Origin of the sequence: Desulfonatronum zhilinae, assembly GCF_900182865.1 — a bacterium.
Lineage (GTDB): Bacteria > Desulfobacterota > Desulfovibrionia > Desulfovibrionales > Desulfonatronaceae > Desulfonatronum > Desulfonatronum lacustre.
The window spans coordinates 137,513-162,338 of the sequence record NZ_FXUJ01000008.1 but is presented as its reverse complement, the minus strand read 5'-3'; the positions used below and the strand labels follow the sequence as shown (position 1 = coordinate 162,338).

Sequence of the window (24,826 nt, the reverse complement as noted above, 5' to 3'; positions counted from 1 at the left end):
CATGCGGAACCGCATTTGGGACACGGATACAGGGCACCTCGCTCGGCTCCGATCTCTAACATGAGCTTGGTCGGAGTATCCTCTGTGTCGAGATGTTGGCTCATAACTTTCCAAGGCGGCGTAAGGCCCAGGCCCAAGGCAAAAATTTCTTCAGCAAACATGGCAAGCCCTCCTGCGGAGAGGGCTACCTAAACAGATTGTGGTCAGTCAATTCCACATTAAACGTCGAAGAACCCCTTTTTGTCTCCTACCGTCTGCCATAGATCGAGCTGAACGCGAACACCCGCTGGAAACGACTCCGATACTTCTCCGGCAGGGCTTCCGCCATGCCCAACACGAGAAATCCATTGGGATTCAGTGCGCGATGAAGCCGCTCGAATATCCTGGCCTGGTAATGCAGGTTGAAGTAGATCAGTACGTTGCGGCACAGCACCAGGTCGAAGCCGCCGAACACGCTTTCCGGGGGAACGCCGCGCGTTTTGTCCAGCAAATCGTACTGCGAGAACGAAACCATCTCCCTGATCTCCGGGTTCAGAGCGAACAATTCGCCCTGCCGTGAAAAATACTTGTTCAACAGCCTGAATTTCACGTTCTTCAGGCTTTCCGAAGTATATTGTGCCTTGCCCGCCGCGCCCAGGGCCTTGGGGTCAATGTCCGTGGCAAAACAATGCACATGCTCGGGCCAGCCTTCCTTGTTGCGCAGCTCACGGGTCAGCATAGCCATGGAATACGGTTCCTCGCCCCGGGCGCAGCCGGCGGACCAGATGCGCAGCGACGCCTCGTTCCTGTTCATCTTCGCCTTGGCCAGGGCCGGCAGGATTTGATCGGCGATCAGCTCGAAGGTCAGGGTGTCCCGGAAAAACCGGCTGACATTGATGGTTATCGCATCCAGGAGGTTGTCGATTTCACCTGGGTTGTTCAGTAAAAAGGCGCGATACCCGGCAACGTCCCCACATCCCGCGACGCGCAGACGCTGCTTGACGCGGCGTTCCAGCATGGCCGGGTGGTAGCCGGAAAAATCGATCCCTCGGTTCTCCAGAAGATGCTCGAGGATCTGTCCGAGTGACGGATCAATGCCTTCCAATATGCAACTATCCTGCCTTTGTGTCGGATGTCACGTAAGATGATGTCGGTTCATTTCGCGGAAAATGGTCTAAAAACGTGCCTGGAGGGGACGAGTGTCACTATTCCGCGGCAAGACGATGATAAACGTCGACCCTTTGCCGGGTTGGCTTTCCACTTCGATCCGGCCGCCATGCTTTTCCGCGAACTCCTTGCACAGAATCAGGCCCAGTCCGGTGCTCCGCTCCCCTCTGGTTCCGGCCCGGGTCGTTTTTTGATCAATGGCGAAAATTTTCACCACGGTTTCCTGGTCCATGCCGATCCCGTCGTCCTGGACGCGAATCTGAACCGAATCCCCGTCCTGTACCGCTGAAACAGTCACGTTCCCGCCGGGATTGGTGAACTTGATCGCATTGGCAATCAGGTTGCGCAACATGGTGTTCAGCATGTGCCGGTCCGCATGAACGCGAAGTCCGGGCACGACCACGCGGTGCAGGGCGATATCCTTCTGATCCGCCGTCGGGCGGGCCAGCTCGATGTTCGTGGAGATCAGGTCTTCCATCTCCTGGGGTTCGGGTTCGAATTTGCTTACCCCGCGCTGCATGGTGGCCCACTCCAAAAGGTTATCCAGCAGTGAAAACAGGTCTTCCGCTGACTGCTTTATCCTGGGGGCGAGTTCTCGCAGGTGCTCCAGGGAGAAGGCCCTTACATCCTCGGAAAACTGTCGCACGAAGGCCAGAAGGCCGGTCATGGGCGAGCGCAGATCATGGGCGATGATGGAGAAAAACATGTCCTTTTCAGCCAGGGCCTTGCGCAGGGCCTCGCTGGTGCGCCGGAGCTCCTCCTCCACGGCCTTGCGTGTGGAGATATCCGCGAACATGCCGAAGGAACCGACGATCCGGCCCTGGGCATCCAGCAGAGGCGTACCGGAAACAAGCGTCCAGAGCGTTGTTCCATCCTTACGCCGAAATCGCCGCTCGTAGCTTTCCGATGTCCCCATGGTCCGCCTTTGCATCCGCGTCTCATGGTCCGCAATGTCTTCGGCAAACATAAACACATCCCTGGGATTGCCCAATACCTCCTCCGGAGTACAGCCCAGCATATCAGCCATGCGCTGGTTGACGAACGTGGTCTTGAAGTCTCCGTCCAGCACCCAGATGCCTTCCTTGGCGGTATCCACAATGCGTCGATATCGATCTTCGCTCTCCTTCAGTTTGGCGGTCACTCGCCGACGATAAGCGATCCACGCCAGAAGAACCAAAACCAGAGCAACCAGCAACGCGATGACCAGGAAGCCTATCCAGAACCAGACCATGAATTCGGCATACAGACTTGGAGATTTGCCCAGAATCTGAGCGTCGGCGGGGAGCTTGTTTTCAGGAAGACCGAAACGAAGCATCTGCTGATGATCAAACAGTGCCACATTGGGGCTTTCCATGACCACGGGGGGAAGCGCGACGCCTGGATGGGCGAGGATATCCAAGGCCAGCTTGCCAGCCGCGTGGCCCTGCTCCAGGGAACTGACCACGACACCGCCCAGAGCGCCGTGCCCCATGTCGAAATCCCAGACCGTGAACACCGGTACCGGCGATGCCCCGGCGATGAGCCGCATGCTTTGGTCCAGGGGCATGTAGCCCCCTTCTGGATCGAGGAGCGTGGTCAGACGCAGCAGGACGCTGTTTTGAGGAATCGTTGAGAGGCGCCCTGGAGCATCCTGAACCGTCAGATTCAGCAACTCCTGGATTTCGATGCCCGGAGGAAAGGCTTCGGCCACGGCTCGAAAATAGTCCGAATTCACCCGGCTGACAGCCGAATGCTCGTCCATGATGGCCAGTATCCGCTCAGTTTTCGGGAACAACCGCAGGGCCAGTTCCATGGTCGACCGGATGCTTACCACCTCATTGACTCCGGTGATGTTGGTCTGGCCCTGGATGCGTTGGGGGGTAAAATTGTTGATCCCGCAAAACACCACGGGAACGTCGGGAAACAGCTCCGCTCGGACCGCAATCAGAAAGTCCAGGGCCGCGTCGTCCGCGACGATGATCAAGTCTGGAGCCGTTTCCAGGTACTTTCCGCGCAGAAAGTTGGTGATTGCCGTCTGGTAGTCCGGCTCCATGCTCCGGCGACGGACATCCAGATACTCCACCGCCAGTTCCACGTTGCCCGGCGGCTCCAGGATGTCCTGAATCCCGCGAACCACGCCGTCGTTCCAATCGTCGCCCTGGTGATAGGAGGTGATCAACAGCACGCGAGGCTCGGCATGAACAGCCAGAGCATCCCGGACCGAACCGACAAGGCAGAGCACGGCGACAAAAAGCACGACACATGTGTTCCGAGCCATCTCCACCTCCGCGACCGAAAAGGTGATATCCTAATTCGGTTCCCCGGACCGCGACCATCCGCGATCCGGAGAACCGTGGTCTCTGAGGCGGACTACGCCGCCTTGGCTTCCTCTTCTCCGACCCCCAGCACCACGGAGAGTTCATCCGCGGAAAAAATCTTGTCGATGTTCAGGATGATGATGAACTCGTCGCCCTGCTTGCCCATGCCTTCGATGAATTCGGTCTTGATCCGCGTGCCCAGCCGTGGGGCGGGTTCGATCTGGTCGGGCTCCAGGTCGAAGACTTCCCGGACCGAGTCGGACAGGGCTCCGAGAACAGTCGTTTCGCCGTCCACGTCCACTTCGGTGATGATGATGCAGGTGTTCACGGTTCGCTCGGTCCGGCTCATGCCGAACTTGAGGCGCATGTCCACCACGGGCACGGCCCGCCCCCGAACATTGATCACCCCGCGCAGGAACTCCGGGGTCCGGGGCACACGGGTGATGTCCGTGTACTCCAGGACTTCCCGAACCTTGGCGATGTCCATGGCGTACAGTTCCTTGTCCAGGGTGAAGGTCAGGTATTGATTCAGATTCTTGCTCTGTTTTTCGTCCATATCGTTTTCCTCCGGGATTTTTATGGTTCAGGGGTTCACGGTTCAACGGTTCAACGGTTGATGAGGCGAAGAGCACGACCCCAACCGTTGAACCGTGAACCATTGAACCGTTGAACCCATTCCGCCCTAGAACTTCTCGAACTCGTCGTCACCCTTGTCCGGCCCCATGTTCAAGGCCAGTCCGCCCGTCTTGGCCGATTGGGCCACGGGAGCAGGCTTGCGAGAGGCGGGGGCAAGCATGTTGGTGTGCGTGGCGCGCCCGGTGGTCTTTCGGGATCCGGACAACGTACCCGAACCGCTCATCTTGAAGAAGGCCATGGTGGCCTGGAGTTCCTCGGCTTGGCTGGACAGTTCCTCGGAGGTGGAGGCCATTTCCTCGGCTGCCGAGGCGTTCTGCTGGATGACCTGGTCCAGTTGCTGGATGGCCTTGTTGATCTGCTCCACGCCGATGCTCTGTTCCCGGCTGGCCGCGTTGATCTCCTGGATCAGTTCCGCGGTGCGCTGGATGTCCGGGACGATCTTGACCAGCATTTCCCCGGCCTGCTCGGCCACCTGCACGCTGGACCTGGACAGTTCGCTGATCTCCGTTGCCGCGGAGCCGCTGCGCTCGGCCAGCTTGCGCACTTCGGCGGCCACGACCGCGAACCCCTTGCCCGCATCCCCGGCCCGGGCCGCCTCGATGGCCGCGTTCAGGGCCAGCAAATTGGTCTGCCGGGCGATTTCCTCGATGATGGAGATCTTCTCCGCGATCTGCTTCATGGCTGTCACGGTCTGGGACACGGCCTGCCCGCCTTCCTGGGCGTCTTTGGCCGCCTGCAGGGCGATCTTCTCGGTCTGGGCCGCGTTGTCCGCGTTCTGCCTGATATTCGCGGTCATCTCTTCCATGCTCGAAGAGACCTCTTCCACGGCAGCGGCCTGTTCCGTAGCCCCCTGGGACATCTGCTCCGCCGAGGCCGAAAGCTCCTCGCTACCGGAAGCCACGTTCTCCGAGGCAGCTTTGACCTCGCCCACGATCTCTCGAAGCTTGGCCTGCATGGCCTGCATGGCCTGACCCAGCATCCCGACTTCATCCTTCTGGTCCACATCCAACTTGGCATCCAACTCACCTTCGGAAAGATCCTCGGAAAAGCGCACGCCCTTGCCCACGGGCAAGGTAATGGCCCGGGTCAGGAACACGGCAATGATGATTCCCAAAAGCAGGGCAATACCCAGGCCGACCAGCATCACGAAGGAGGCCTGCCCGAGGTTGGTCACGGCATCGTTGGCAATACCCTGGGTCTGATCCATACCCAACTGAGCGGTCTCCTGGGCCACCGCCAGGACCTGGTAACCCGTTTCGGTACGCCTGTCTCCGAGCTGATCCAAGGTCCGCCAGTTCCTGACCAAGGAAACCATGGCGGTGCGATACGCGTCGGCAGCTTCACGGATCGCGGCCAACTGCCGGAGATTGGCTTCCTGACGGGTTGTAGTTCGAATGGTTTCCAGGTGACGTTCAATAACGCCGAACCGGTCCATAGCCTGCTCCACCTGGGCCACGTCGCGCTCTGCCTGAGCCCTCCAGACCTGGATTCGCAGAGCATTGCCCGCGTCGAGGATATCGTTGATCAGATTGATCTTATCCAGTCGTTCCCGCAGAGCCGCAGGGGTTGTTTCTTGATTAATTTCACGAGTCATGGCCTCGTTCTGGGAGGTCAGAAAGTCCTCGGCGTTTTGCATGAACAGGGCCGCGCCAGCATCCAGGGCCTGCCGGTCCGCGTTCATGGCCTGGATGGAGGAGGTGGTCTGTTCCACCAGCGTAGCATATTCCTTAACCCGCTCTTCCGCTGTCCGGGCCTTGTCCCGCAGAGCTGGCAGACTCTGTTGCTCGGAGAGCCTCAGGGCGTCGGCCAGGGAGTTACGCAGTTCGTCCAGTTCCCTGCGCCCCTCTTCCAGATAGTTCGCTTGCTCGGTGAATCCATAGCCCCGGATGGCGTACATCACCTGCAGGGCATTCCGCTCTATCTGGTTGGCCACGGCCACTTCCGGCACATAGGCCTTGGCCAGCCGCTCGGAGTCTTGCCCCACGCTGTTCATGTTCCAAACGGCCAGCCCGCCCAACAGGCAGGAGATGAGGATCAATATCCCAAATCCCATGCCGATTTTCAGCCCGAGTTTCATGTTCTTCATTGCACTCCCTCCAGTCTTTGAATGGTTACGCGACCAGCCGGTACAGGATCACGATCCAGCGCCCCGGCGACCTCCCGCAGCAGTTCCTCGGCTTCAAAGGGTTTGTAGATAATTTTTGGGCATCCCGTGCATTGCCATTCCGCGGCAAGCACGTCGTGGGCATACCCAGTCATGACCATGACATTCGAGGTAAATCCCCTGCGATGCATGGCGGCCAGCAACTCCGGGCCGTCCATATACGGCATCCTGAGGTCCGTAATCACCAGATCGACCCCTTGTCCGGTTCGAACGGCCTCGGCCATCACGGACAAGGCCTCGATGCCGTGCCCGGCCTCCAGCACGGTGTAACCGGCCCGACGCAGTACAAGCCCGAGGGAAAAGAGGACCTCTTCTTCATCGTCCACGATGAGGATCGTTTTTTGGGACACGGTGCACCTGTTCAAATGGTTGCCTTCCACCATGTTCGGCCCTGATTGACCGACATGGCGCCATGACTGTCCAAAGCATTTGCCGTGCCAGGGAGCGTGTACAATCCAACCAATTGAAATACAGATGTATTGCCCGTGATTTTGGCGCGCGCCATATCGGCGACGGTGTCAAGCCAGATTGACGACCACCAGGAGGAATATGGGGAAAGAGAGTTTTTGGGGCGTGATGGATGGTGAGGTCAAGAGGACTTGACAGATGGCTTCCGTCAAGCTGGATTGACGCAGGAGAAGGAAGAAGAAGGAAGTTACGCCGTCCCTTCAGGACTCATAAATGTGGTACCCATTTTCCGGTGGTTGAAACCACCGGCTATACGACGACATCCCTTAGGGATTTCATATTATTTAGCCTCAGCGCCGCTGACTGAGCCGCTGGTGCATGGCCTGCCTAGAAATGCCGAGCATTCGGGCGGCGGCGGCCTGGTTGCCGCCGGAACGGCGCAGAGCTTCCCGGACCAGCTCTTGAAGGGTCTGGTCCATGGTCGGCAGGGGATCGGGGAAGAGGATGTCCGTTCCCTGTGCCGGTATCTGTGCAGGGCCCGGTTCTGGTGCCGAGGCCGGAACATCGGGGTGACGGACGGGGGTCTTGATCAGGGCGGCCATATTCTTTTCCAATGCCTGAACCCCTCCCTGGGCCATGGTGTTGAAGATCAGGGAGCGCAGTTCCCGGACATTGCCCGGAAAGGGATGGGACAGGAGCCGGTCCGCCAACAATGGATCAATTCGTCCACACGGGACCTTCAAAGAATCGCAAGCCTGACGCAGATAATGCTCCGCCAGCAGCAGGACGTCGCGCCCCCGCTCCCGCAGGGGAGGCAGGTGCACGTGATAGGTGTTGATCCTGTAGAACAGATCCTTGCGAAACAACCCTTTACGTTCGGCAATTTCCAGGTCCTGGTTGGTGGCCGCCACGATCCGGGCCCTGCTCCGATGCGGCCTTTCCGCGCCCAGTGGAAGGTACTCGTGATCCTGGATCAACTTGAGGAGCTTGACCTGCGAGCCAAGGGACAAATCGCCGATCTCGTCCAAAAACAGCGTCCCGCCCGCGGCCTGCTCCACCATGCCCCGCCGTTCCTGTCCGGCGTCGGTGAACGCCCCCTTGACGTGGCCGAACAGCGTGTCCGCAAACATGTTGTCGTCCAGCCCGGCCACGTTGACGGCGACAAACGGCCCGCCGCGTCCGCTGAGCCGGTGCAGAGCCGTGGCCATGAGGTCCTTGCCCGTCCCGGTCTCTCCGGTGATCAGCACCGGCTCGACGGTGGGCGCGATTACTTCCATGTACCGGAAGATGGCCTGCATTCGGCGATTTTCGGTGATGATCCCGTTGAACGCCTCGGGTTGATCCAGGCGCTCCGTGAGGAGCTTGTCGCGCAAATGAATATTCTGACGCAGCAGCCGGGCATGATCCAGGGCGCGACGCACCGTGGCCAGCAGCAGAGCCTGCTCCACCGGCTTGATCAGGTAGTCGAAGGCTCCGGCCTTCATGCACCGGACGGCAGTCCCGGCCTCGTCCACGCCGGTGATCACCACCACGGGAACATGAGGGGCCTCGGAACGGAAGCGCTCCAGAATCTCTTCTCCAGGCACCCTGCCCGGCATGAACAGGTCCAGCAAAAGTAGGGCGCACCGGACATCCGGCAGCCGGTCCAGCACGGCTTGGCCGTCGGTGAAGGTTTCCACGTTCCCAAAACCGGCGGCGAGCAGGGTCATGCCCAGGCTGTCCAAGAGCGGCTCTTCGTCATCCACGAGAAAGATCGGCCATGCGGATTCAGTGCTCGACTTCATGATGCCGCCTTGAGAAAAATCGTCACGGTGGTCCCCAAACCCGGCGCGGAATCAAAGGTCATCCGGCCTTTATGGGTTTGGATAATGGACGAGGTGATGGACAGGCCCAGGCCGGTGCCGCCGATACCGTGCCGGGTGCTGAAGAACGGATCGCAGACCCGTTCGATGTTTTCCGGGACGATCCCCTCTCCTTCGTCGGTGATGCGCAAAACCACGGCTTCCTCGGCAGGTTCGAAATAGGTTTCCAGGACAATCCGGCGGTCCTTGTCCGGCAGGGCCTGGCAGGCGTTGATCAGCAGATTGACGACCACCTGCTCCAGTTTCTGGAAGTCGCCCCGCACCGGAGGGATATCCGGGTCCAGTCGCGTCTCGAACCGGCTGGTATGCTCGGCGATGGTCTTGCGGAGCATGGTCAGGGCCGCCTCGACCACTTGGTTGAGCCGCACCTCGCCGACCATGTCCAAGGGAACCTGCCGCGCAAAGGTCTTCAGCTCTGCGACGATCCGCTTGATCCGTTTGCTGCCTTCATGGATGCCCGAGAACAGCCTGGCCACGTTGTCGCGCATCCGCGGATAGGGCATCCCGGCCAGCATGAACTCCGGATGGCCGGCATGGTGCGCCTCCAGGACCGGCAGGGAGTCGGCCCAGACTTCCTCCAACAACGGCGTGTTCAGAATGATGAAGTTATTGGGGTTGTTCACCTCGTGGGCCACGCCGGCCACCAGGGTGCCCAGCGCGGTCATCTTGGCGGCCTGGGCCAGTTGATCCTGATGGGTCTTTTCGCGCATCTGGGCCTGCTTGCTATCGGTAACGTCCTTGGCAAAGCCGATGATTCCGGCAATATTGCCGTCCCGGTCCCGATAGACCATCTTGTCCGTCACGACCCACCCCAGTTTCCCCGCGGCACTGACATACTGCTCCTCAATGCCGATCTTGTCGCGGCCCGTGCGCAGCACCTCCTGGTCGTCCTGGTTGTATTTCAGCGCGATCTTGGGTGGAAAGACGTCCTGGTCGATTCTGCCGACGATCCGCTCCCGCTCCAACCCGACGGCTTGGCAAAAAACCTTGTTCACCTGCAAATATTTTCCATGGCGGTCCTTCTGCCAAATCAGGGCCGGGGCCGTGTCGAAAATCAGGTTCAGATGCTGTCTGGTTGTCAGCAGTTCGGCCTTTTCCCGTTCCAAATTCCGGTACAGCAGATCAAAAGGGCGGATCAATCCGGAACGGATCAGGGCCAGGTAGACGAACATGTACGAGATGATTTTCAGCAGATGGCCGACGACGTTGGAATGAACGTCGACGTCCCCCTGGAAGATGAACGTGGACTCGGCCGCCAGAGAGGCGATCACGGCCAGGGAGATCAGCCCGTAAACCTTGACGTCGAGCAGGCCGCGACGACGGAAAAGCGCCGCCAGGGCGGCCAGTAGAAACAGGCAGACGACGAATTCACTCCAAAACCTGAAAGAAGTCGCCCCACCGCCGTCCAGATAGATGACCGGCCCCACCCGCCAATAAAAAATGACGCCCAGCAGGAACAGGGTCATGCCGGCCCAGAAGAGCAGACCGATGAAGGGACGCAAGCCGCGGCCCAGGACAAGCGCGAACAGCAGCAGGGCCAGCCCTTCCATGTACCGACCGGCGAGCCGGAGCTGGGTGGGCAGGTCCGCGGCCAGCGCATCGAAAAAGAGGTCTTGTCGCAGCAAGGCCAGGACATGCAGGAGGTCGATGAAACCGATGAACAGATAGGCCGATCCCAGCAGAAGCAGGGCGTCGTTGTTGATGAAGCGCCGGGCGTTCCAGACCAGCATGAACAAGGCCCAGGCCACGGCAATGGAAAAGACTTCCGCCATGCCGTGAAAAAGCGTGGCGTTGTATCGGCTGACGATGATCAAAAGCCCGAGCATCGCACATCCGAGGATGTACCAGAGATACTCGGAAAATTTACATTCCGTGCCCGGCCCTTTCGAAGAAAACGCGCAGGTAAGGCATGACGACACCGACCTGCTCCCATCCTGCCCATTCCGACAGTCTCGCCTGTCCCGCTCCTCCTGATCTCGCGACGATTCATCGGCCATGGATGCAACCACCTTTTAGCGGGTCGGGCTTGGCGTGGTCGGCTTGGCCGACATCGCTCCCGGGCTCTTGCCTTGCCCAATACCGCTCCACCAAATGCCGCTTCCGGATCAATTCGGCCAGCACGGGGTCCGGCAGGAGAAACCGGAGATCCCGGCCCGCGCTCCAGTAGTCCCGGATCATGGTCGCGCTGATGTCCAGATAAGGGGGGCGGATCAACAGGATCGACCGTGCGTCCCCCTCCAGGGGCCACTCCCAGACCCGTCGCCAACCCCGCTCACGCAAAAGGGGTTCGCCGCTTCGGGGCCAATGCTCGCGGACAAAGGTCCGCGTCGTTTTCAGGGCCATGTCCTGTCGGGCCACAGCCACGAAATGGGCCTTGCGGGTCAGGGCCAGACCGTCTTTCCAGGACGGCAGGGTCAGCAGATCCGGGACGCCGAGCAAAAAAAAGAGCCGGCTTCCGGGCATTGCCCGTGCCAGCTCTTCCAGCGTGTCTCCAGTGTACGACAGACCGGGCCGGCCGCCCTCGATCAGGGAGCAGTGCAAATCGGGAAGCCCATGAAGAGCCTTTTGCACCAGGCGACAACGCAGGCCAAAGGGCAACAGATCCCGCTGTCCCTTGTGCGGCGGGATAGCGGCCGGAACCAGTTCCACCCGGTCCAGTCCAAGGATTTCCAGGGCTTCAATGGCCAGACGCAGATGGCCGTGATGCACGGGGTTGAAGCACCCACCGAAAACGCCGACCTTCATCTGCCGTCACTTCCATTTCACGTTCAGCATGACGCAAAAAGCCGCGGCGCACTCGGAGTCGAAATCGCCATCGTCGTCATCCAACGACATACCTGTTTTTCTCGATTTCGATTTCGATTTCGATTTCGATTTCGAACCTGGCTCCAGCGCCGAGACTCGAAAATATCTTTTTGAAGGCAAAATGGAACGAAGTTCATTCCCGGACCTGCCCCTGACCAAGGCCGACGAACTTCACGCCGGTCAATTCCCGAACGCCCATGGGGCCGTAAGCGTGCAGTTTGGACGTGCTGATCCCGATTTCCGCGCCCAGGCCGAGCTGGCCGCCGTCGTTGAACCGGGTGGAGGCGTTCACCAGGACCAGGGAGGCGTCGGCCTCACGCAGAAAGCGCATGGCCCGGTCGTGGTCCCTGGTGAGGATGGCCTCGGTATGGTTGGAGCCGTAAAGGGCGATGTGCTCCAGGGCCCGGTCCATGTCCCGGACCACCCGCACGGCCAGGACCAGAGCCAGAAACTCCCGGCCCCAATCGCTCTCATCGGCCGGTTCGGCGTCGGCCTTGGATTGCAGCAGGGGCAGACTTTCCGGACAGGCCTTGAAGCGCACGTCCGCAGCCCCCAGCCGTTCCGCCACCTTGGGGAGAAACATTCGCGCCTCGTCCTGATGCACCAAGAGACATTCCAAGGCGTTGCACACCCCGCAGCGCTGCACCTTGGAGTTGAAGACGATCTCCAGGGCCTTGTCCAGATCCGCGCCCTGATCCACGTAAATGTGGCACACACCTTTGTAATGCTTCAGCACGGGCATGGTGGCCTGGTCGGCCACGGCCCGGATCAGGGATTCGCCGCCGCGCGGGATGACCACGTCGATATACTCGTCCAGCTTCAGCAAATGCCCCACCGCCTCCCGGTCCGTGACCGGCACCAACTGGACCGCGGCCTCGGGCAGGCCGGCGGCGCGCAGCGCCTCGGTGATCAGACCGGCCAGGGCCTGGTTGGAATGAAACGCCTCGGAGCCGCCCCGCAGGATGGCCGCGTTACCGGCCTTGAGGGTCAGGATGGCGGCCTCGATGGTCACGTTGGGCCGGGATTCGTAGATCATCATCACCACGCCCAGGGGCACGCGCATCCGCCCGATGCGCAGCCCGTTGGGCCGCTGCCACATGGTCTCGATCTCGCCCACCGGATCGGCCTGAGCCATGACCTCCAGGCAGGCCTGGGCCATGGACTCCACGGTCGCCTCGGTCATCCGCAGCCGATCCACCCGGGCCGTGTCCAACCCGGCGGCCAGGGCCGCGTCCACGTCCCGCTGGTTGGCCTCCAGCACCTGCCCGGCCCGGTCCCGCAACAGCCGGGCCAGCTCCCGCAACATTTCGTCCTTGCGCCTGCCCTCGGCATTGGCCGTCAGCCTGGCCGCATCTCGGGCCCGCATCGCCAACCGGACCATCTTTTCTTGCAGTTCGTTCGCCATATCCCCTCCAACCTTGATGATGTCGGCCACCGGCTTGCCCGGCGCCGTCCTTCCTGATAGCCCTGCCTGACGCCCCCATACCGAACCGAGGAATCGCCCATGCACGACTCCATCCGCGAACTGATTCAGAGCCAGAACGCCTGCGTTCTGGCCACCTCCCGAAACAACGCGCCGCACGCCTCTCTGATGGGCTTCGTTCCATCCGAGGATTGCTCGACCTTTTTCCTGGCCACCTACCGCAACACCACCAAGTTCGCAAACATCCAGGCCAATCCGGAAGTCAGCCTGCTTCTGGACGACCGGGCTGCGCATCCCGTGCAGGACCGCCGGGAAACCAAGGCCCTGACCGTACATGGCCGGGCCGAAATACTCAAAGATCTGGAACAATGCCGCACCGTCGCGGACATCCTTCGCCGACGCCTGCCGCACCTGCAAGACTTTCTGAACGGCCCGGACATCGCCTTCATCGCCGTCCAGGCCGTGGATTTCCTGCTCCTGCAAGGACCCACCGAGGCGATCTTCGAGACCGCCGATCCCTCCGACCCATAGATCGACGCCCCCAACTCCTCGCGGGCTTTACATTCTTTTTGAAAACTGGTTGAAATGCGGCGGAAAAGCAGGGAAGCGCGCTTCGCCCTCAACCTTGCGTTCACTTTGGCGATTTCCACTCACCCCAGACAGCCAAGGAGGCAGGTCTGATGGACACCTCAAAATTTGCCGTTCCAGCCATTGTGATCGGCATCCTGGTCATTGTCGGCGCCGTGTTCGCCACGTTTTTGAGCGGTGCGTCCGGACTCACCGGAGCCGTCACGACGGCCGCGGCCGGTCTTGTCGCCCTGCTCGCCGTGGGGACGCCGCTGATGCTCCAGAGCCGCGCGCTTGCCGAGGCGTCCGTGGTGTTGGGGAATCTCGCGGAAGGCAATTTCCAAAAAAATACCCTGGAATCCAGCCCTGGAGCCAAAAGCCTGCCCGGACTGTTCGCGGCCCTGGAGGCCGTGTCCCATGCCCTGAAGCACGAAAAAGGGCTGAGCAAAGGAATTATCGAAGGACTGCCCACGCCGTTCCTGCTGGTGGACACCAAGGAGCGGGCCTTGTTTACGAACCAAGCCTGCCTGGACATGGTTCAGATCGACGGCCCGCCGAAAAAACAGCTTGGCCGGACTCTGGCGGAAATCTTCTATAACGACCCCTCACGCCAGACTGCAGTGGGCAAGGCCATCAAGACCGGCGAGGTCTTTCGCAATCTGGAGGTGAGCATTACCGGACACAAAGGCGGGGTGCGCCACGTTCTGGCCAATGTTTGCCCCCTGTACGATCTGGACGGCGTGTGCATCGGCGGCTTCTGCCTCTACGTGGACATGACGGCCCTGAAAACCAAGGAAGCTGAAATCTGCGAGCAAAACGAGATCATCTCCAAGGCGGCATCACAGGCCACCCAGGTCTCCAACTCCATGGCCTCGGCCGCCGAAGAGTTGGCGGCCCAGGTGGAGCAGGCCAGCCGGGGCGCGGAGCAGCAGCGGGACCGAACCGGCGAAACGGCCACAGCCATGGAGGAAATGAACGCCACGGTCCTGGAGGTGGCCAGAAACGCCTCCCAGGCCGCCGAAGCTTCGGACCTGTCTCGGATCAAGGCCCTGGAGGGCGCGAAAGTGGTGGGCGAATCCGTGGCGGCCATCAACAAGGTCCAGCAACAGTCCGAGGAGCTGAAGGCCAACCTCGGTCGGCTGGGACAACAAGCGGACCAGATCGGGCGGATCATGACCGTGATCGAGGACATCGCGGACCAGACCAACCTCCTGGCCCTGAACGCGGCCATCGAGGCGGCCCGGGCCGGAGACGCGGGACGCGGATTCGCCGTGGTGGCCGACGAGGTGCGCAAGCTGGCCGAAAAAACCATGAACGCCACCAAGGAGGTCGGACAGGCCATCTCGGACATTCAGCAGGGAACCAGAACCAATATCGAAGGCATGGACAAGGCTGCCGAGGCGGTTGCCGAAGCCACGGCCCGGGCCAACACCTCCGGCGCGACCCTCCAGGAAATCCTGGCCCTGGCCGAACAGGCCGCGGACCAGGTTCGCTCCATCGCCACGGCCGCGGAACAGCAGTCCGCCACCAGCGAGGAAATCAACCGCGGAGTGGAGGACATCAACCGCATCTCCGCGGAAACCAGCGAAGTCATGAACCAGTCCGCCCAGGCCGTCTCCGAACTGGCCCGCATGGCCGCCCAGTTGAACACCATCATCGACGGCATGCGGGCCCAGGCGAAAGACGAGTGTCCGGCGGAGTGATAATTGCCTGCCCCTCCCGTTCCAAACGCCAAAAAGGCCGGTGCGATGATCGCACCGGCCTTTTTGGCGTGATGGCGTAGGCAGAGGCACGGCGTGCCGTGCCTCCTAACGTCCCTGCTAGTCTTCCAACGTGGAGGTATCCCCCACTTCCTGGCCGAGTTCCTCGGCTTTGAGCACCCGGCGCATGATCTTCCCGCTGCGGGTCTTGGGCAGTTTTTCCCGGAACTCGATGGTCTTGACGATGGCCACGGGGCCGAGTTCGTTGCGGATGTGGACCTTGAGTTCCTTGACCAGGTCGTCGGACGGCTCGAAGCCTTCGGTCAGGGTGACAAAGGCCTTGGCCACCTCGCCCTTGATCTTGTCCGGAATGCCGATGGCCGCGGCCTCGGCCACCGCCTTGTGGGCCACCAACGCGCTTTCCAACTCCGCGGAACCCAGGCGGTGTCCGGCGATGTTCATCACGTCGTCCGAGCGGCCCTGGATCCAGATGTATCCGTCCTCGTCCTTGCGGGCCATGTCCCCGGCCAGATACACGCCGGGGATTTTCTCCCAGTAGGTCTGCTTGTAACGCTCCGGGTCCTTGTACAGGGTCCGGACCATGGACGGCCAAGGCTTGCGGATGATCAACAGCCCGCCCTTGCCCGGAGGCACGGGGTTGCCCTTCTCGTCCACCACGTCCGCGTCGATGGCCGGCAACGGCTTGGTGCAGGAACCCGGCTTGAGCACGCTTACCGGAAGCGGGCTGATCATGATCGAGCCGGTCTCGGTCTGCCACCAGGTGTCCACCAGGGGGCACTCGGAGCGGCCAATGTTCTTGTACAACCAGACCCAGGCCTCGGGGTTGATGGGTTCGCCCACCGAGCCGAGGATACGCAGCGAGGACAGATCGTGCTTCTTGGGATACTGGGTGCCGAAGCGCATCAGCATCCGAACCAGGGTCGGCGCGGTATAGAGGATGGTCACGCCGTACTTGGCGATCAGGTCCCAGACCCGGTCGGCCTGGGGATACAGCGGGTGTCCTTCGAAGATGACCGAGGTGGTCCCGGCGATGAGCGGACCGTAGACCACGTAGCTGTGTCCGGTGATCCAGCCGGCGTCCGCGGTGCACCAAAAGATGTCCGTGGGCTTGATGTCGAAGACCCAATTCAGGGTGCGGTTGATGCCCACCTGGTAGCCGCCATGAGTATGCACGATCCCTTTGGGCTTGCCCGTGGTCCCGGAGCTGTAGAGCAAAAAGAGCATGTCCTCGGAGTCCATGGATTCCGTGGGAGATTCCGAACTCTCGGCACGGACCAGTTCTTCGTACCAAAGGTCACGGGCTTCCTGCATTTCCACCTGAACATTAGCCCGGTGCACGACCACCACCGTCTCCACGCTGTCGCAATTGGGTCCCATCAAGGACTCGTCGACAATGGACTTGAGGTGCACGGCCCGACCGTTACGGTAGAAGCCATCCGCGGTGACGATGACCTTGGGCTGGGCGTCCTCGATCCGGTCGCGCATGGCCTTGGCCGAAAACCCGGCGAAGACCATGCTGTGGATGGCCCCGACCTTGGCCGTGGCCAGCATGGCGATCACGGTTTCCGGCAAGGGCGGCATGTACAAGAGAACCCGGTCGCCCTTCTGGACGCCCAGGGAGCGCAAAGCGTTGGCGAACTTGTTTACCGCCCTGTACAATTCAAAATAGGTCATCTTCCGGGAATCGCCGGCCTCGCCTTCCCAGATAATGGCCAACTTGTTCTTGTTGCCCGTCTTGATGTGTCGGTCCAGAGCGTTGTGCACGATGTTGCACTTGGCTCCGGTGAACCATTTGTAGAACGGGGCGTCGCTGTCATCCAGAACCTTGTCCCACTTCCGGAACCACTCCAACTCCTTGGCGGCCTCCTCCCAATAAGCCAAAGGATCGTCCACGGCCTGTCTGCGGGCGTTTTCCAGGGTTTGGGGATTGGCATTGGCCTCAATGACCATCTGCGGCAAAGGCCGAAAGACGCGATCCTCGTGAAGCAAGGTTTCCAGAGCGCCGTCTTGTGACATGATGTCTCCTCCTTGGCGGTGAGCTTATGAACGTCGTGACATGACGTGCGCATGGCGCACGGACCGATAACGAACCATCCCATTGTGGTTCCCGGTACGGCTGCATCCAGAACACGTACCAGCCGGAAAACCGCATTGATTATCGGCGAAAGGGAAGGGGGAAAGGGTAAACGGCAAGGCCGCCGCGAACTCAGAGGCCGAGAATCTGCTTCAAATCCGCGATGCGGCGGCGGCTGACCGGCAGTTCAATGCGCTTTTTCCCCGTGGTCCGGAGCATGAAGTTGCTGCCCGGCAGGGAAGCGATTTCCGTAACCAATTCCAGGTTGACCAGAAACTTGCGATGCACCCGAAAGAAACGGTGCGACCGCAAACGGTCCTCCAGGTACTTTAAGCGGAACGAGGTCAGGTATTTGTCCTGATTGGTATGCACGAAACTATAGTCTTCGTAGGCCTCCACGAAGACGATCTGGCTGTAGGGCACCAGAATGACCCGGCCGTCCAGAGTGATGGGCAGCTTTTCGATCTCCACCGGACGGGCCTGGTTGTAGTCCCAAGCTTGACGCAGGGCCTTGAGGAAATTGTCTTCTTCTTCCTCGCCCATGGAAATCTGCAAGGTCTCTTCATCGCCCTCAAAATCCCTGGATTTTCTGGAATTGCCCTCGGGCTCGGCAATGTGCGCGTCAGCCGGGAGTCGGCGCAGTCGGGCCAACGTGCGCTTCAATCGCTCGTCGGTGCAGGGCCAGAGCAGGTAGTCCGTGGCCCCTAGTTCAAAAGCCTTGAAGGCGTGGGCTTCATCCGCGGCCAAAAAGACCATGGCCGGACGACGCTTGCGCTGCCCGAGAATCTGGGCCAGTTCAAGGCCGCTGACTCCGTCCGGCAGATCCAGTCCCAGAAAAAAGGCATGATAGCCGACCCCTTCCAGCAGTTCCATGGCCTCAAATGCGGAAACGGCCTCCCCCAGCACCTTCACCCCGTCCATCTCTCTCAGTTGCCGCCGCAGTTCATGACGCAACTGGGGATCGGGATGGATCAGCAGTACGCGGAGTTCACTCATGACATCACCGTAACTCGTTGATGTTTGATGGTTGACGGTTGAAATACCGCTTTAAACGGCCCCCTTTTCCCAAGAGCCGTTCGCCGTCGTCTCCAGATGGCGCAGCATGGAAAGGTCAGCGGGATGGTTGACGTTGAAAAACGGCGTAGCTTCGGACCGTGGGTAGGGAATATGGTGCCGCATCGACTCGGTCAGAATCCGGTTGAGTTGATACAGCCCCTGGTCAAACGCCCGCTCCAACAGAGGCAGGGCCTCGGGTTCGTACATCGCGACCAGAGCCTCGATGTACCCGGTGTCTTCCTGCTGGAAGGTGGTCATCAAGGCCGTGTCCGGCTTCTCCCGCCACCCGGTCTTGAGGCGGCGCAACGTCCGATCATCCATCAGGGGCAGGTCGCAGGACAGCACCAAACATGGCCGACCAAGACGACTCAAGGCAGTGGCAATCCCTCCTCCCGGACCGCGCCCCGGCACGGCGTCGAGAAAACTCGGCACATTCAGTCCGTGGTCTTCCGAAAGTCTTCCGACGACATGCACCATGTCGCAATGGCGCTTCAGCAGATCCACGGACCGGGACAGCAAACTGACCCCGGAAAAAACAATCCGCGCCTTGTCATGACCCAGTCGACTGCTCTTGCCGCCGGCCAGCACGACTCCGGCCGGCGATCCTCCCTGATTCATGTTCGTCACCCTCGCTTGCGGCCAGTGGATATGTCCGGATTGGTCGACGGCAGCCCGTAAATCAGGGCTAGAAACCGAATGCCGACAGGGTCGGCCGGACATGGCCCCTGGCCTGGGCCAGCACGTCCATGGCCAAGGATTCCAGGTCGTCCAGCACCGGGACGGAAATCCTGTCCAACTGCCGAAAGTCGGCGGTTTTGACGTACATCCGGCACTGATCACAAAGATCGACCCGGAATCCGGGCAGGTCTTCAACGTCGAAGTAGTGCAGCTTTTGCGGGTCCCGCTCGCCGCAGTAAACACATCCGATCCGCGCGACGCGATACGCGGTTTGACAAAAACAACAGTGCATCTTCCGCAGCCCTTCGCGGGTTTCCAGGCTGGAAAGATACGGCAGGCTCCCACAAACCGGACAGTGGCCGTGCTCCCAAACACCGTTCAACGGGCGTGCTTCGACGATCCGGCGAGCCAAGCTTTTGATGAACGGCGTCAAAGCACTTTGAGCGAGAAAGAACAACAATTTCGGTGTTTTCGGAGTTTTTTCAGCCCAAATGGCGAAAAATTCCTGATCCTCATCCAAATATGCCCGAAACAGACGTTCGACACTGAGTTCCTCGGTCTCCAGGGCTTCCATCACCCGGTCCGCGCCGATCTCCAGCTCCGATCCCGCGGCCCGGACATCCTCCAGGATGGCCGTCAACAGGACCCGAGCCGGTTCCAGGTCCAGAGAAAAGGATGCTCGCGGCAACAAGCTGGCGCCCTGAACATGCCGCTCAGGAGCCGTCAAATCGGGTAATCCGGTCGAAGCATCGTCCTTGGACGTCTGCTCGACCATGGCCTGAAACTGTCTTCCGCCCACTGTTTCCAAAAGGTTCAGCATGGCCGTCGGGAAATTGCCTTTCGCGCGCAACGCGCCGATCTTTCGTGCAAAACGTTGTTCTTCCTTTGCCAAGTCAGTCATGATCAAGTTTTCCTCCTGGATAAAAACAACATCATAATTTCAAAGACGAATCAGGTGGTCTTCCCGATATGGACCCTAATATGGCCCCTATGGGCATGGGCTCCACCCGGAATCGTTTCACTTCCATCAAACAATCTTTTTCGAAGCCATAATTGAACAGCCAAGGACAATCAATCGATTAGCCAGAATTCCTCCAATGGCCGCTGCATGGAAATACGGACAAGAAAGATACATTTTTTTCCGGCAAAAGCTTGACTTTTTCCCGAACGAAAGGCAAAGACCCTTTTTGCCGCAAGCATCATCGCGAGCAGGAACCGCGAACAGGAACAGGCGCGTAGCTCAGGGGGAGAGCACTTGCTTGACACGCAAGGGGTCAGGAGTTCAAATCTCCTCGTGCCTACCATCACGCATCCACGCAGGGAGGCCCAGGCCTCCCTGCTTTATTTGAAGACCATTCGAAATCAGCGCGAAATTGCCGAAATGAGCTCGTCTCGACGTTTTTGAAAAAGATGTCAGCTCTGATGATTTCGGATGGTCGGGCTCCGGACGGTTCAGTTCCGGACAAGGAGTATCGGGAGTGTATATCGAAATAGGTGACCAGCAGTTGGAAATCGGCGAAGGCGAGAACTGCGGTCAAATTTTGTCCCGCGCGTTGAGCAAAAAGAAGTTAAAGACCGCCGTCGGATGCCGTTGCGCCGCGGGCCTGTTCGACGTTCACACTCCCGTCGATCCCGCCCAATGCACCAATCTTGAAGCAGTGGACATGTCCAGCCCCGAGGGCTTGACCATGATCCGCCACAGCGCCGCCCACATCATGGCCGAGGCGGTCCAGCGCCTGTTTCCCACGGCCAAGGTGACCATCGGCCCGGACATTGAAAACGGCTTCTACTACGATTTCGATTTCGAACGCCCCTTCACCCCCCAGGACTTGGAAGCCATCGAAGCCGAGATGGCCAAGAGCATCGCCCAAAATCAGCCCTTCCAACGCCGAAACATCTCCAAGCAAGACGCCCGGAATCTTTTCGAAAGCATGGGCGAGACCTATAAACTGGAAATTTTGGACGCCTTGGAAGACGGTACCGTTTCCTTGTACGAACACGGCGGCTTCACGGATCTTTGCCGAGGCCCGCACGTGCCGTCCACCGGATTCGTCAAGGCGGTCAAACTGACCTCCGTGGCCGGGGCCTACTGGCGCGGCGACGAATCCAAGCCCATGCTCCAGCGGATCTACGGCACGGCCTTTGCCTCGGAAAAGGACCTCCAGAAATACCTGCATCGCCTGGAAGAGGCCAAGAAGCGCGACCATCGCAAGCTGGGCGTTCAATTGGACCTGTTCAGCTTTTGCGAAGAGGCCGGACCGGGGATGCCCATTTTTCATCCCAAAGGAGCCATGCTGCGCTTCCTCTTGGAACATTTCGAACGTCGGGAGCACCTGCGCCGGGGCTACCAGTTGGTCCAGGGTCCGCAGATGCTGCGTCGCGAACTTTGGGAGCGTTCCGGGCACTACGACAACTACCGGGAAAACATGTACTTCACCGAGATCGACGAACAGGCCTACGGCGTCAAGCCCATGAATTGCCTGGCCCACATGTTGATCTACAAGTCCCAGGTTCGCAGCTACCGGGATCTGCCGCTGCGTTTTTTCGAGCTGGGCACGGTCCAGCGCCATGAAAAGTCCGGCGTGCTTCACGGTCTGCTTCGGGTCCGCCAGTTTACCCAGGACGACGCCCATATCCTCTGCCGCCCGGATCAACTTCAGGATGAAATCATCGCCATCCTGCACCTTGTCCAGGACGTGATGGCGCTTTTCGGGTTCGAATACGAAGTGGCCCTGAGCACCCGCCCGGAGAAGTCCATCGGCTCGGACGCGGACTGGGAGCGGGCCACAGCCGCCCTGACCAACGCTCTGGAAACCCTGGGGCTGGAATATGCCGTCAACCCCGGCGACGGCGCCTTTTACGGACCGAAGATTGACATCAAGCTCAAGGATGCCCTAGATCGCCGCTGGCAATGTTCGACGATTCAGTGCGACTTCACCCTGCCGGAGCGCTTCGACCTTTACTACACCGGTCAAGACGGCAATCGCCATCGGCCGGTCATGCTCCACCGGGTGATCCTGGGGGCCCTGGAGCGGTTTCTGGGGATTCTCGTGGAGCACTACGCCGGAGCGTTTCCGGTCTGGTTGGCCCCGGTTCAGGCCCGGATTCTCACGGTCACGGACGCCCAGAACCCTTGGGCCGAAGAGTGCGTCCGGCGGTTGCAAGCCGAAGGATTCCGGGTGGAAACGGATTTGCGCAATGAAAAACTGGGCTACAAGGTCCGCGAAGCCCAGATGCAAAAAATCCCGTTCATGCTCGTGATCGGCGAACGGGAGGCCCAGTCCCAGGCCGTAAACGTCCGCACCAGGACCGGCGAGAATCGCGGCGAGCAGTCTCTGGATCAGATCGCGGCCATGATCAGGGACGAGTCCAGTGAACCTTTCAAACGCGGAGGAATGCCCTATTACCTCGGTTAAACGTACCCGCTGCAACAAGCAGATCCGGGCTCAAGAAGTTCGAGTCATCGGGGAGGACGGCAAGCAGGTTGGAATTCTGCCTCTGGCCGAGGCTCTCCAGTACGCGGAAAGTCAGGGAGTTGACTTGGTGGAGGTTTCTCCGGAAGCGAATCCTCCGGTCTGCCGGGTCATGGACTTCGGAAAGTACAAGTACGAGCTGCAAAAAAAGCAGCAGGAAGGCCGAAAGAAGCAGACCCTGATCCAACTCAAGGAAATCAAATTCCGCCCCAAGACGGACGATCACGACTTTGAAACCAAGCTTAAGCACATCCGCCGCTTCCTGGAAGCCGGCGACAAGTGCAAGGTGACCGTGGCCTTTCGGGGGCGGGAAATGATGCACCGCGACCGAGGTGAAATGGTGCTGAGGCGGGTCCTGGAAGAGTTGGGCGAAGACGCCAAGATCGACCAGCAGCCGTCCATGGAAGGACGCACCATGAACATGGTGCTCAGCGCCGTGGAAAAGAAAAAATAGGGCGAAGCCTGGGACGTCCCCGGCAGACGAGTCGGTCAATCGAACCAACGAGATGAACCGTTGCGAGCGGATATCCCCGCCGTGGCCCGGATTGCCTAAGCCGCCGGTTCCTCGAAATAATCCGGAACGCCGTGGAAAGCCACGGACGACGATACATATTTGTCCATTCAGTCCGTAAGGAGAAGAACTACCATGCCGAAGATGAAGACACGAAAAAGCGCCGCCAAGCGGTTCAAGTTGACCGGCTCCGGGAAAATCAAGCGCCGCAAGGCCTTCATGAGCCATATTTTGACCAAGAAAAGCCCGAAGCGGAAACGGCAGTTGGGCAAGGACACCATCCTCGCGCCGGCCAATGTGAAGTCCGTGCGCAAGATGATCCCTTTTGCGAAATAGGGTTTGGATTTATCAATGATTCTTCGGCCCGTGGTTGAGAATTTCAAACACGGGCCTAAACACGGTTTTGATTGCCTTTCACCAACGAGGAGGTTGAGTCCATGCGTGTAAAACGCGGCTTGGCGGCCCACCGCCGGCATAAGAAATATTTGGATATGGCCAAGGGCTATCGCGGCGCCCGAAGCAGACTGTACCGCACCGCTCGCGTCACGGTGGAGCGCGCCCTGGCGTACGCCTACCGCGACCGCAAGGTTCGCAAGCGTGAATTTCGCGCCCTGTGGATCGTGCGCATCAACGCCGCGGCCCGGGTCCACGGTCTGTCCTACAGTAAATTCATGCACGGCCTGTCCCAGGCCGGCATCGAACTGAACCGCAAGGTCCTGGCCGACCTGGCTGTTCGGGAAAAGGAACACTTCGGCAAGTTGGCCGAAATGGCCAAAGCCAAGCTGGTCTGATCATGACCGATTCGAACCCGGAACGCTCCAGCGGCCTGGCCGAGCAGTTGGACGAACTGGCCCAGGCCCTGGAACAGGGCCTGGGTTCAGCCGACACCGCCGCTGAAGTCGAATCCATCCGCGTGGCCTACCTGGGCCGCAAGGGGCGCTTGGCCGGGTTGATGTCCGGCTTGGCCAAGACGCCTCCGGATCAGCGTCCTGCCCTTGGCCAGAAGGCCAATCAGGTCAAGGCCCTGCTCCAGGAACGGATGGAAGCCCGCCTGCGGGAGTTGGAACGGCGCAAGGAGCACGAGCTTCTGGCCCGCTTCGATCCGTCGCTGCCCGGGCGCTCCCACTGGCTGGGCAGCCTCCACCCGGTGACCCTGGTTACCGAGGAAATCTGCCGAGCCTTCGTTTCGCTGGGGTTCGAGGTGGTGGAAGGCCCGGAGTTGGAAACGGACTTCTACAACTTCGAGGCCCTGAACCTGCCCCCGGACCACCCGGCCCGGGACATGCAGGATACGTTCTATATTGGTGAAAACACCCTGCTGCGGACCCATACCTCGCCCTTGCAGGTGCGCACCATGCAGCGCAAGACCCCGCCCGTGGCAGCCATCGCGCCGGGCAAGGTCTACCGTCGGGACTCCGACCTGACGCACACCCCGATGTTCCACCAGATCGAAGGCTTTCTCGTGGATAAAGACGTAAGCATGGCCGACCTGCGCGGCACCTTGACCGCCTTTGTCCATCAAATCTTCGGTCCGGACACCGTGGTCCGCTTCCGCCCCAGCTTCTTTCCCTTCACCGAACCCAGCGCGGAAGTGGACATTTCCTGCATGCTCTGCGGCGGCCGGGGCGTCTGCGCCGGGAAGACCTGCCGGGTCTGTAAGCAGACCGGCTGGCTGGAAATCCTGGGCTGCGGCATGATCGACCCGGCGGTCTTCACGGCAGTGGAGTACGATCCGGAAGTGTACGCCGGCTTCGCCTTCGGACTGGGCGTGGAGCGGGTGGCCATGCTCAAATACGGCATCGGCGACCTGCGCATGTTCTTCGAAAACGACGTCCGGTTCGTCTCCCAATTCGGCTGATCCGGCCAGTCTTCAGGGGCGTGAAGAACCGACCGCATCTTCTTTGCCCGGAAATCACCCTTCCGCCCAAGGATCAGTTCACGCGATCTTCTGCCTTCTGAGTCCTGACTTCTGACAACTGACGCCCGACAACTGACTTCTGTCCCC

General features: G+C 60.2%; 20 protein-coding genes and 1 tRNA gene. 8 read left to right on the top strand and 13 right to left on the bottom strand.

Annotated features, from left to right (window positions below):
* Positions 1 to 247 precede the first annotated feature (247 nt).
* From AC559A_RS08795 to AC559A_RS08755, 9 genes are all read right to left on the bottom strand, one after another.
* Positions 248 to 1,084: a CheR family methyltransferase gene (locus AC559A_RS08795; protein ID WP_498817527.1), complete on the bottom strand. Its 837-nt coding sequence runs from the start codon at positions 1,082 to 1,084 to the stop codon at positions 248 to 250.
* A gap of 69 nt (positions 1,085 to 1,153) precedes the next feature.
* Positions 1,154 to 3,403 carry a sensor histidine kinase gene (locus AC559A_RS08790; RefSeq protein WP_498817525.1) on the bottom strand — a complete coding sequence of 750 codons (2,250 nt, stop codon included), beginning with the start codon at positions 3,401 to 3,403 and terminating at the stop codon, positions 1,154 to 1,156.
* A 92-nt stretch (positions 3,404 to 3,495) separates the two neighbouring features.
* On the bottom strand, positions 3,496 to 3,999 hold the full coding sequence (locus AC559A_RS08785; RefSeq protein ID WP_498817523.1) for a chemotaxis protein CheW: 504 nt from the start codon (positions 3,997 to 3,999) through the stop codon (positions 3,496 to 3,498).
* Positions 4,000 to 4,125: 126 nt separating this feature from the next.
* Positions 4,126 to 6,165: a methyl-accepting chemotaxis protein gene (locus AC559A_RS08780; RefSeq protein WP_498817522.1), complete on the bottom strand. Its 2,040-nt coding sequence runs from the start codon at positions 6,163 to 6,165 to the stop codon at positions 4,126 to 4,128.
* Positions 6,162 to 6,593, bottom strand: coding sequence for a response regulator (locus AC559A_RS08775; RefSeq protein ID WP_498817520.1), 432 nt, complete (start codon positions 6,591 to 6,593; stop codon positions 6,162 to 6,164). The genes AC559A_RS08780 and AC559A_RS08775 overlap by 4 nt, the downstream gene beginning before the upstream one ends.
* Positions 6,594 to 7,001: 408 nt before the next feature.
* Positions 7,002 to 8,435 (bottom strand): sigma-54-dependent transcriptional regulator, encoded by a 1,434-nt coding sequence (locus AC559A_RS08770; protein WP_498817518.1) that lies wholly within the window; start codon positions 8,433 to 8,435, stop codon positions 7,002 to 7,004.
* Positions 8,432 to 10,339, bottom strand: coding sequence for an MASE3 domain-containing protein (locus tag AC559A_RS08765; protein ID WP_498817516.1), 1,908 nt, complete (start codon positions 10,337 to 10,339; stop codon positions 8,432 to 8,434). Before AC559A_RS08765 ends, AC559A_RS08770 begins: the two co-directional genes overlap by 4 nt.
* 160 nt (positions 10,340 to 10,499) lie before the next feature.
* Positions 10,500 to 11,258: a nicotinate (nicotinamide) nucleotide adenylyltransferase gene (gene nadD, locus AC559A_RS08760; RefSeq protein ID WP_498817514.1), complete on the bottom strand. Its 759-nt coding sequence runs from the start codon at positions 11,256 to 11,258 to the stop codon at positions 10,500 to 10,502.
* A gap of 193 nt (positions 11,259 to 11,451) precedes the next feature.
* Positions 11,452 to 12,723: a glutamate-5-semialdehyde dehydrogenase gene (locus tag AC559A_RS08755; protein ID WP_498817512.1), complete on the bottom strand. Its 1,272-nt coding sequence runs from the start codon at positions 12,721 to 12,723 to the stop codon at positions 11,452 to 11,454.
* Between the two features lie 99 nt (positions 12,724 to 12,822).
* On the opposite strand from AC559A_RS08755, the gene AC559A_RS08750 reads away from it, so the two are divergent.
* Positions 12,823 to 13,272, top strand: a complete 450-nt coding sequence (locus AC559A_RS08750) for a pyridoxamine 5'-phosphate oxidase family protein (protein WP_028572041.1) — start codon at positions 12,823 to 12,825, stop codon at positions 13,270 to 13,272.
* A gap of 149 nt (positions 13,273 to 13,421) precedes the next feature.
* Entirely contained in the window at positions 13,422 to 15,011 is a 1,590-nt protein-coding gene (locus tag AC559A_RS08745; RefSeq protein ID WP_498817510.1) for a methyl-accepting chemotaxis protein, read from the top strand.
* Between the two features lie 117 nt (positions 15,012 to 15,128).
* On the opposite strand, the gene acs is transcribed toward AC559A_RS08745, so the two are convergent.
* The 4 genes from acs to AC559A_RS08725 form a co-directional block, all read right to left on the bottom strand.
* A complete protein-coding gene (acs, locus tag AC559A_RS08740; RefSeq protein WP_028572042.1) occupies positions 15,129 to 17,045 on the bottom strand; it encodes an acetate--CoA ligase in 1,917 nt (638 codons plus the stop codon).
* A gap of 190 nt (positions 17,046 to 17,235) precedes the next feature.
* A complete protein-coding gene (locus AC559A_RS08735) occupies positions 17,236 to 18,099 on the bottom strand; it encodes a LytR/AlgR family response regulator transcription factor (protein WP_028572043.1) in 864 nt (287 codons plus the stop codon).
* A 51-nt stretch (positions 18,100 to 18,150) separates the two neighbouring features.
* Positions 18,151 to 18,777, bottom strand: a complete 627-nt coding sequence (gene mobA, locus AC559A_RS08730) for a molybdenum cofactor guanylyltransferase (RefSeq protein ID WP_498817507.1) — start codon at positions 18,775 to 18,777, stop codon at positions 18,151 to 18,153.
* A gap of 67 nt (positions 18,778 to 18,844) precedes the next feature.
* Positions 18,845 to 19,738: a formate dehydrogenase accessory protein FdhE gene (locus AC559A_RS08725; protein ID WP_498817505.1), complete on the bottom strand. Its 894-nt coding sequence runs from the start codon at positions 19,736 to 19,738 to the stop codon at positions 18,845 to 18,847.
* A gap of 328 nt (positions 19,739 to 20,066) precedes the next feature.
* Between AC559A_RS08725 and AC559A_RS08720 the strand changes: the two genes are divergently transcribed.
* The 6 genes from AC559A_RS08720 to pheS all read left to right on the top strand — a co-directional run bounded on the left by AC559A_RS08720 (position 20,067) and on the right by pheS (position 24,679).
* Positions 20,067 to 20,141: transfer RNA gene (locus AC559A_RS08720), tRNA-Val, on the top strand.
* Between the two features lie 174 nt (positions 20,142 to 20,315).
* Entirely contained in the window at positions 20,316 to 22,253 is a 1,938-nt protein-coding gene (gene thrS, locus AC559A_RS08715) for a threonine--tRNA ligase (protein ID WP_498817503.1), read from the top strand.
* Complete coding sequence (infC, locus tag AC559A_RS08710) at positions 22,210 to 22,764, top strand: translation initiation factor IF-3 (protein ID WP_245590023.1); 555 nt, start codon at positions 22,210 to 22,212, stop codon at positions 22,762 to 22,764. The genes thrS and infC overlap by 44 nt, the downstream gene beginning before the upstream one ends.
* Positions 22,765 to 22,956: 192 nt before the next feature.
* Complete coding sequence (gene rpmI, locus AC559A_RS08705) at positions 22,957 to 23,157, top strand: 50S ribosomal protein L35 (RefSeq protein ID WP_028572048.1); 201 nt, start codon at positions 22,957 to 22,959, stop codon at positions 23,155 to 23,157.
* A gap of 101 nt (positions 23,158 to 23,258) precedes the next feature.
* Entirely contained in the window at positions 23,259 to 23,612 is a 354-nt protein-coding gene (rplT, locus tag AC559A_RS08700; protein WP_028572049.1) for a 50S ribosomal protein L20, read from the top strand.
* Between the two features lie 2 nt (positions 23,613 to 23,614).
* The gene (pheS, locus tag AC559A_RS08695; RefSeq protein ID WP_051434500.1) at positions 23,615 to 24,679 is read left to right on the top strand and encodes a phenylalanine--tRNA ligase subunit alpha; all 1,065 of its coding nucleotides are present in this window, start codon (positions 23,615 to 23,617) and stop codon (positions 24,677 to 24,679) included.
* Positions 24,680 to 24,826: the final 147 nt, after the last annotated feature.

Excerpts from the sequence above, each read along its gene's own strand:
- AC559A_RS08770 (WP_498817518.1), bottom strand. The coding sequence starts at position 8,435 with ATGAAGTCGAGCACTGAATCCGCATGGCCGATCTTTCTCGTGGATGAC.
- acs (WP_028572042.1), bottom strand. The coding sequence starts at position 17,045 with ATGTCACAAGACGGCGCTCTGGAAACCTTGCTTCACGAGGATCGCGTC.
- AC559A_RS08735 (WP_028572043.1), bottom strand. The coding sequence starts at position 18,099 with ATGAGTGAACTCCGCGTACTGCTGATCCATCCCGATCCCCAGTTGCGT.
- pheS (WP_051434500.1), top strand. The coding sequence starts at position 23,615 with ATGACCGATTCGAACCCGGAACGCTCCAGCGGCCTGGCCGAGCAGTTG.
- AC559A_RS08790 (WP_498817525.1), bottom strand. The coding sequence starts at position 3,403 with ATGGCTCGGAACACATGTGTCGTGCTTTTTGTCGCCGTGCTCTGCCTT.
- mobA (WP_498817507.1), bottom strand. The coding sequence starts at position 18,777 with ATGAATCAGGGAGGATCGCCGGCCGGAGTCGTGCTGGCCGGCGGCAAG.
- nadD (WP_498817514.1), bottom strand. The coding sequence starts at position 11,258 with ATGAAGGTCGGCGTTTTCGGTGGGTGCTTCAACCCCGTGCATCACGGC.
- AC559A_RS08750 (WP_028572041.1), top strand. The coding sequence starts at position 12,823 with ATGCACGACTCCATCCGCGAACTGATTCAGAGCCAGAACGCCTGCGTT.
- AC559A_RS08725 (WP_498817505.1), bottom strand. The coding sequence starts at position 19,738 with ATGACTGACTTGGCAAAGGAAGAACAACGTTTTGCACGAAAGATCGGC.
- AC559A_RS08785 (WP_498817523.1), bottom strand. The coding sequence starts at position 3,999 with ATGGACGAAAAACAGAGCAAGAATCTGAATCAATACCTGACCTTCACC.
- AC559A_RS08745 (WP_498817510.1), top strand. The coding sequence starts at position 13,422 with ATGGACACCTCAAAATTTGCCGTTCCAGCCATTGTGATCGGCATCCTG.
- rplT (WP_028572049.1), top strand. The coding sequence starts at position 23,259 with ATGCGTGTAAAACGCGGCTTGGCGGCCCACCGCCGGCATAAGAAATAT.
- AC559A_RS08780 (WP_498817522.1), bottom strand. The coding sequence starts at position 6,165 with ATGAAGAACATGAAACTCGGGCTGAAAATCGGCATGGGATTTGGGATA.
- AC559A_RS08765 (WP_498817516.1), bottom strand. The coding sequence starts at position 10,339 with ATGCTCGGGCTTTTGATCATCGTCAGCCGATACAACGCCACGCTTTTT.
- rpmI (WP_028572048.1), top strand. The coding sequence starts at position 22,957 with ATGCCGAAGATGAAGACACGAAAAAGCGCCGCCAAGCGGTTCAAGTTG.
- AC559A_RS08755 (WP_498817512.1), bottom strand. The coding sequence starts at position 12,723 with ATGGCGAACGAACTGCAAGAAAAGATGGTCCGGTTGGCGATGCGGGCC.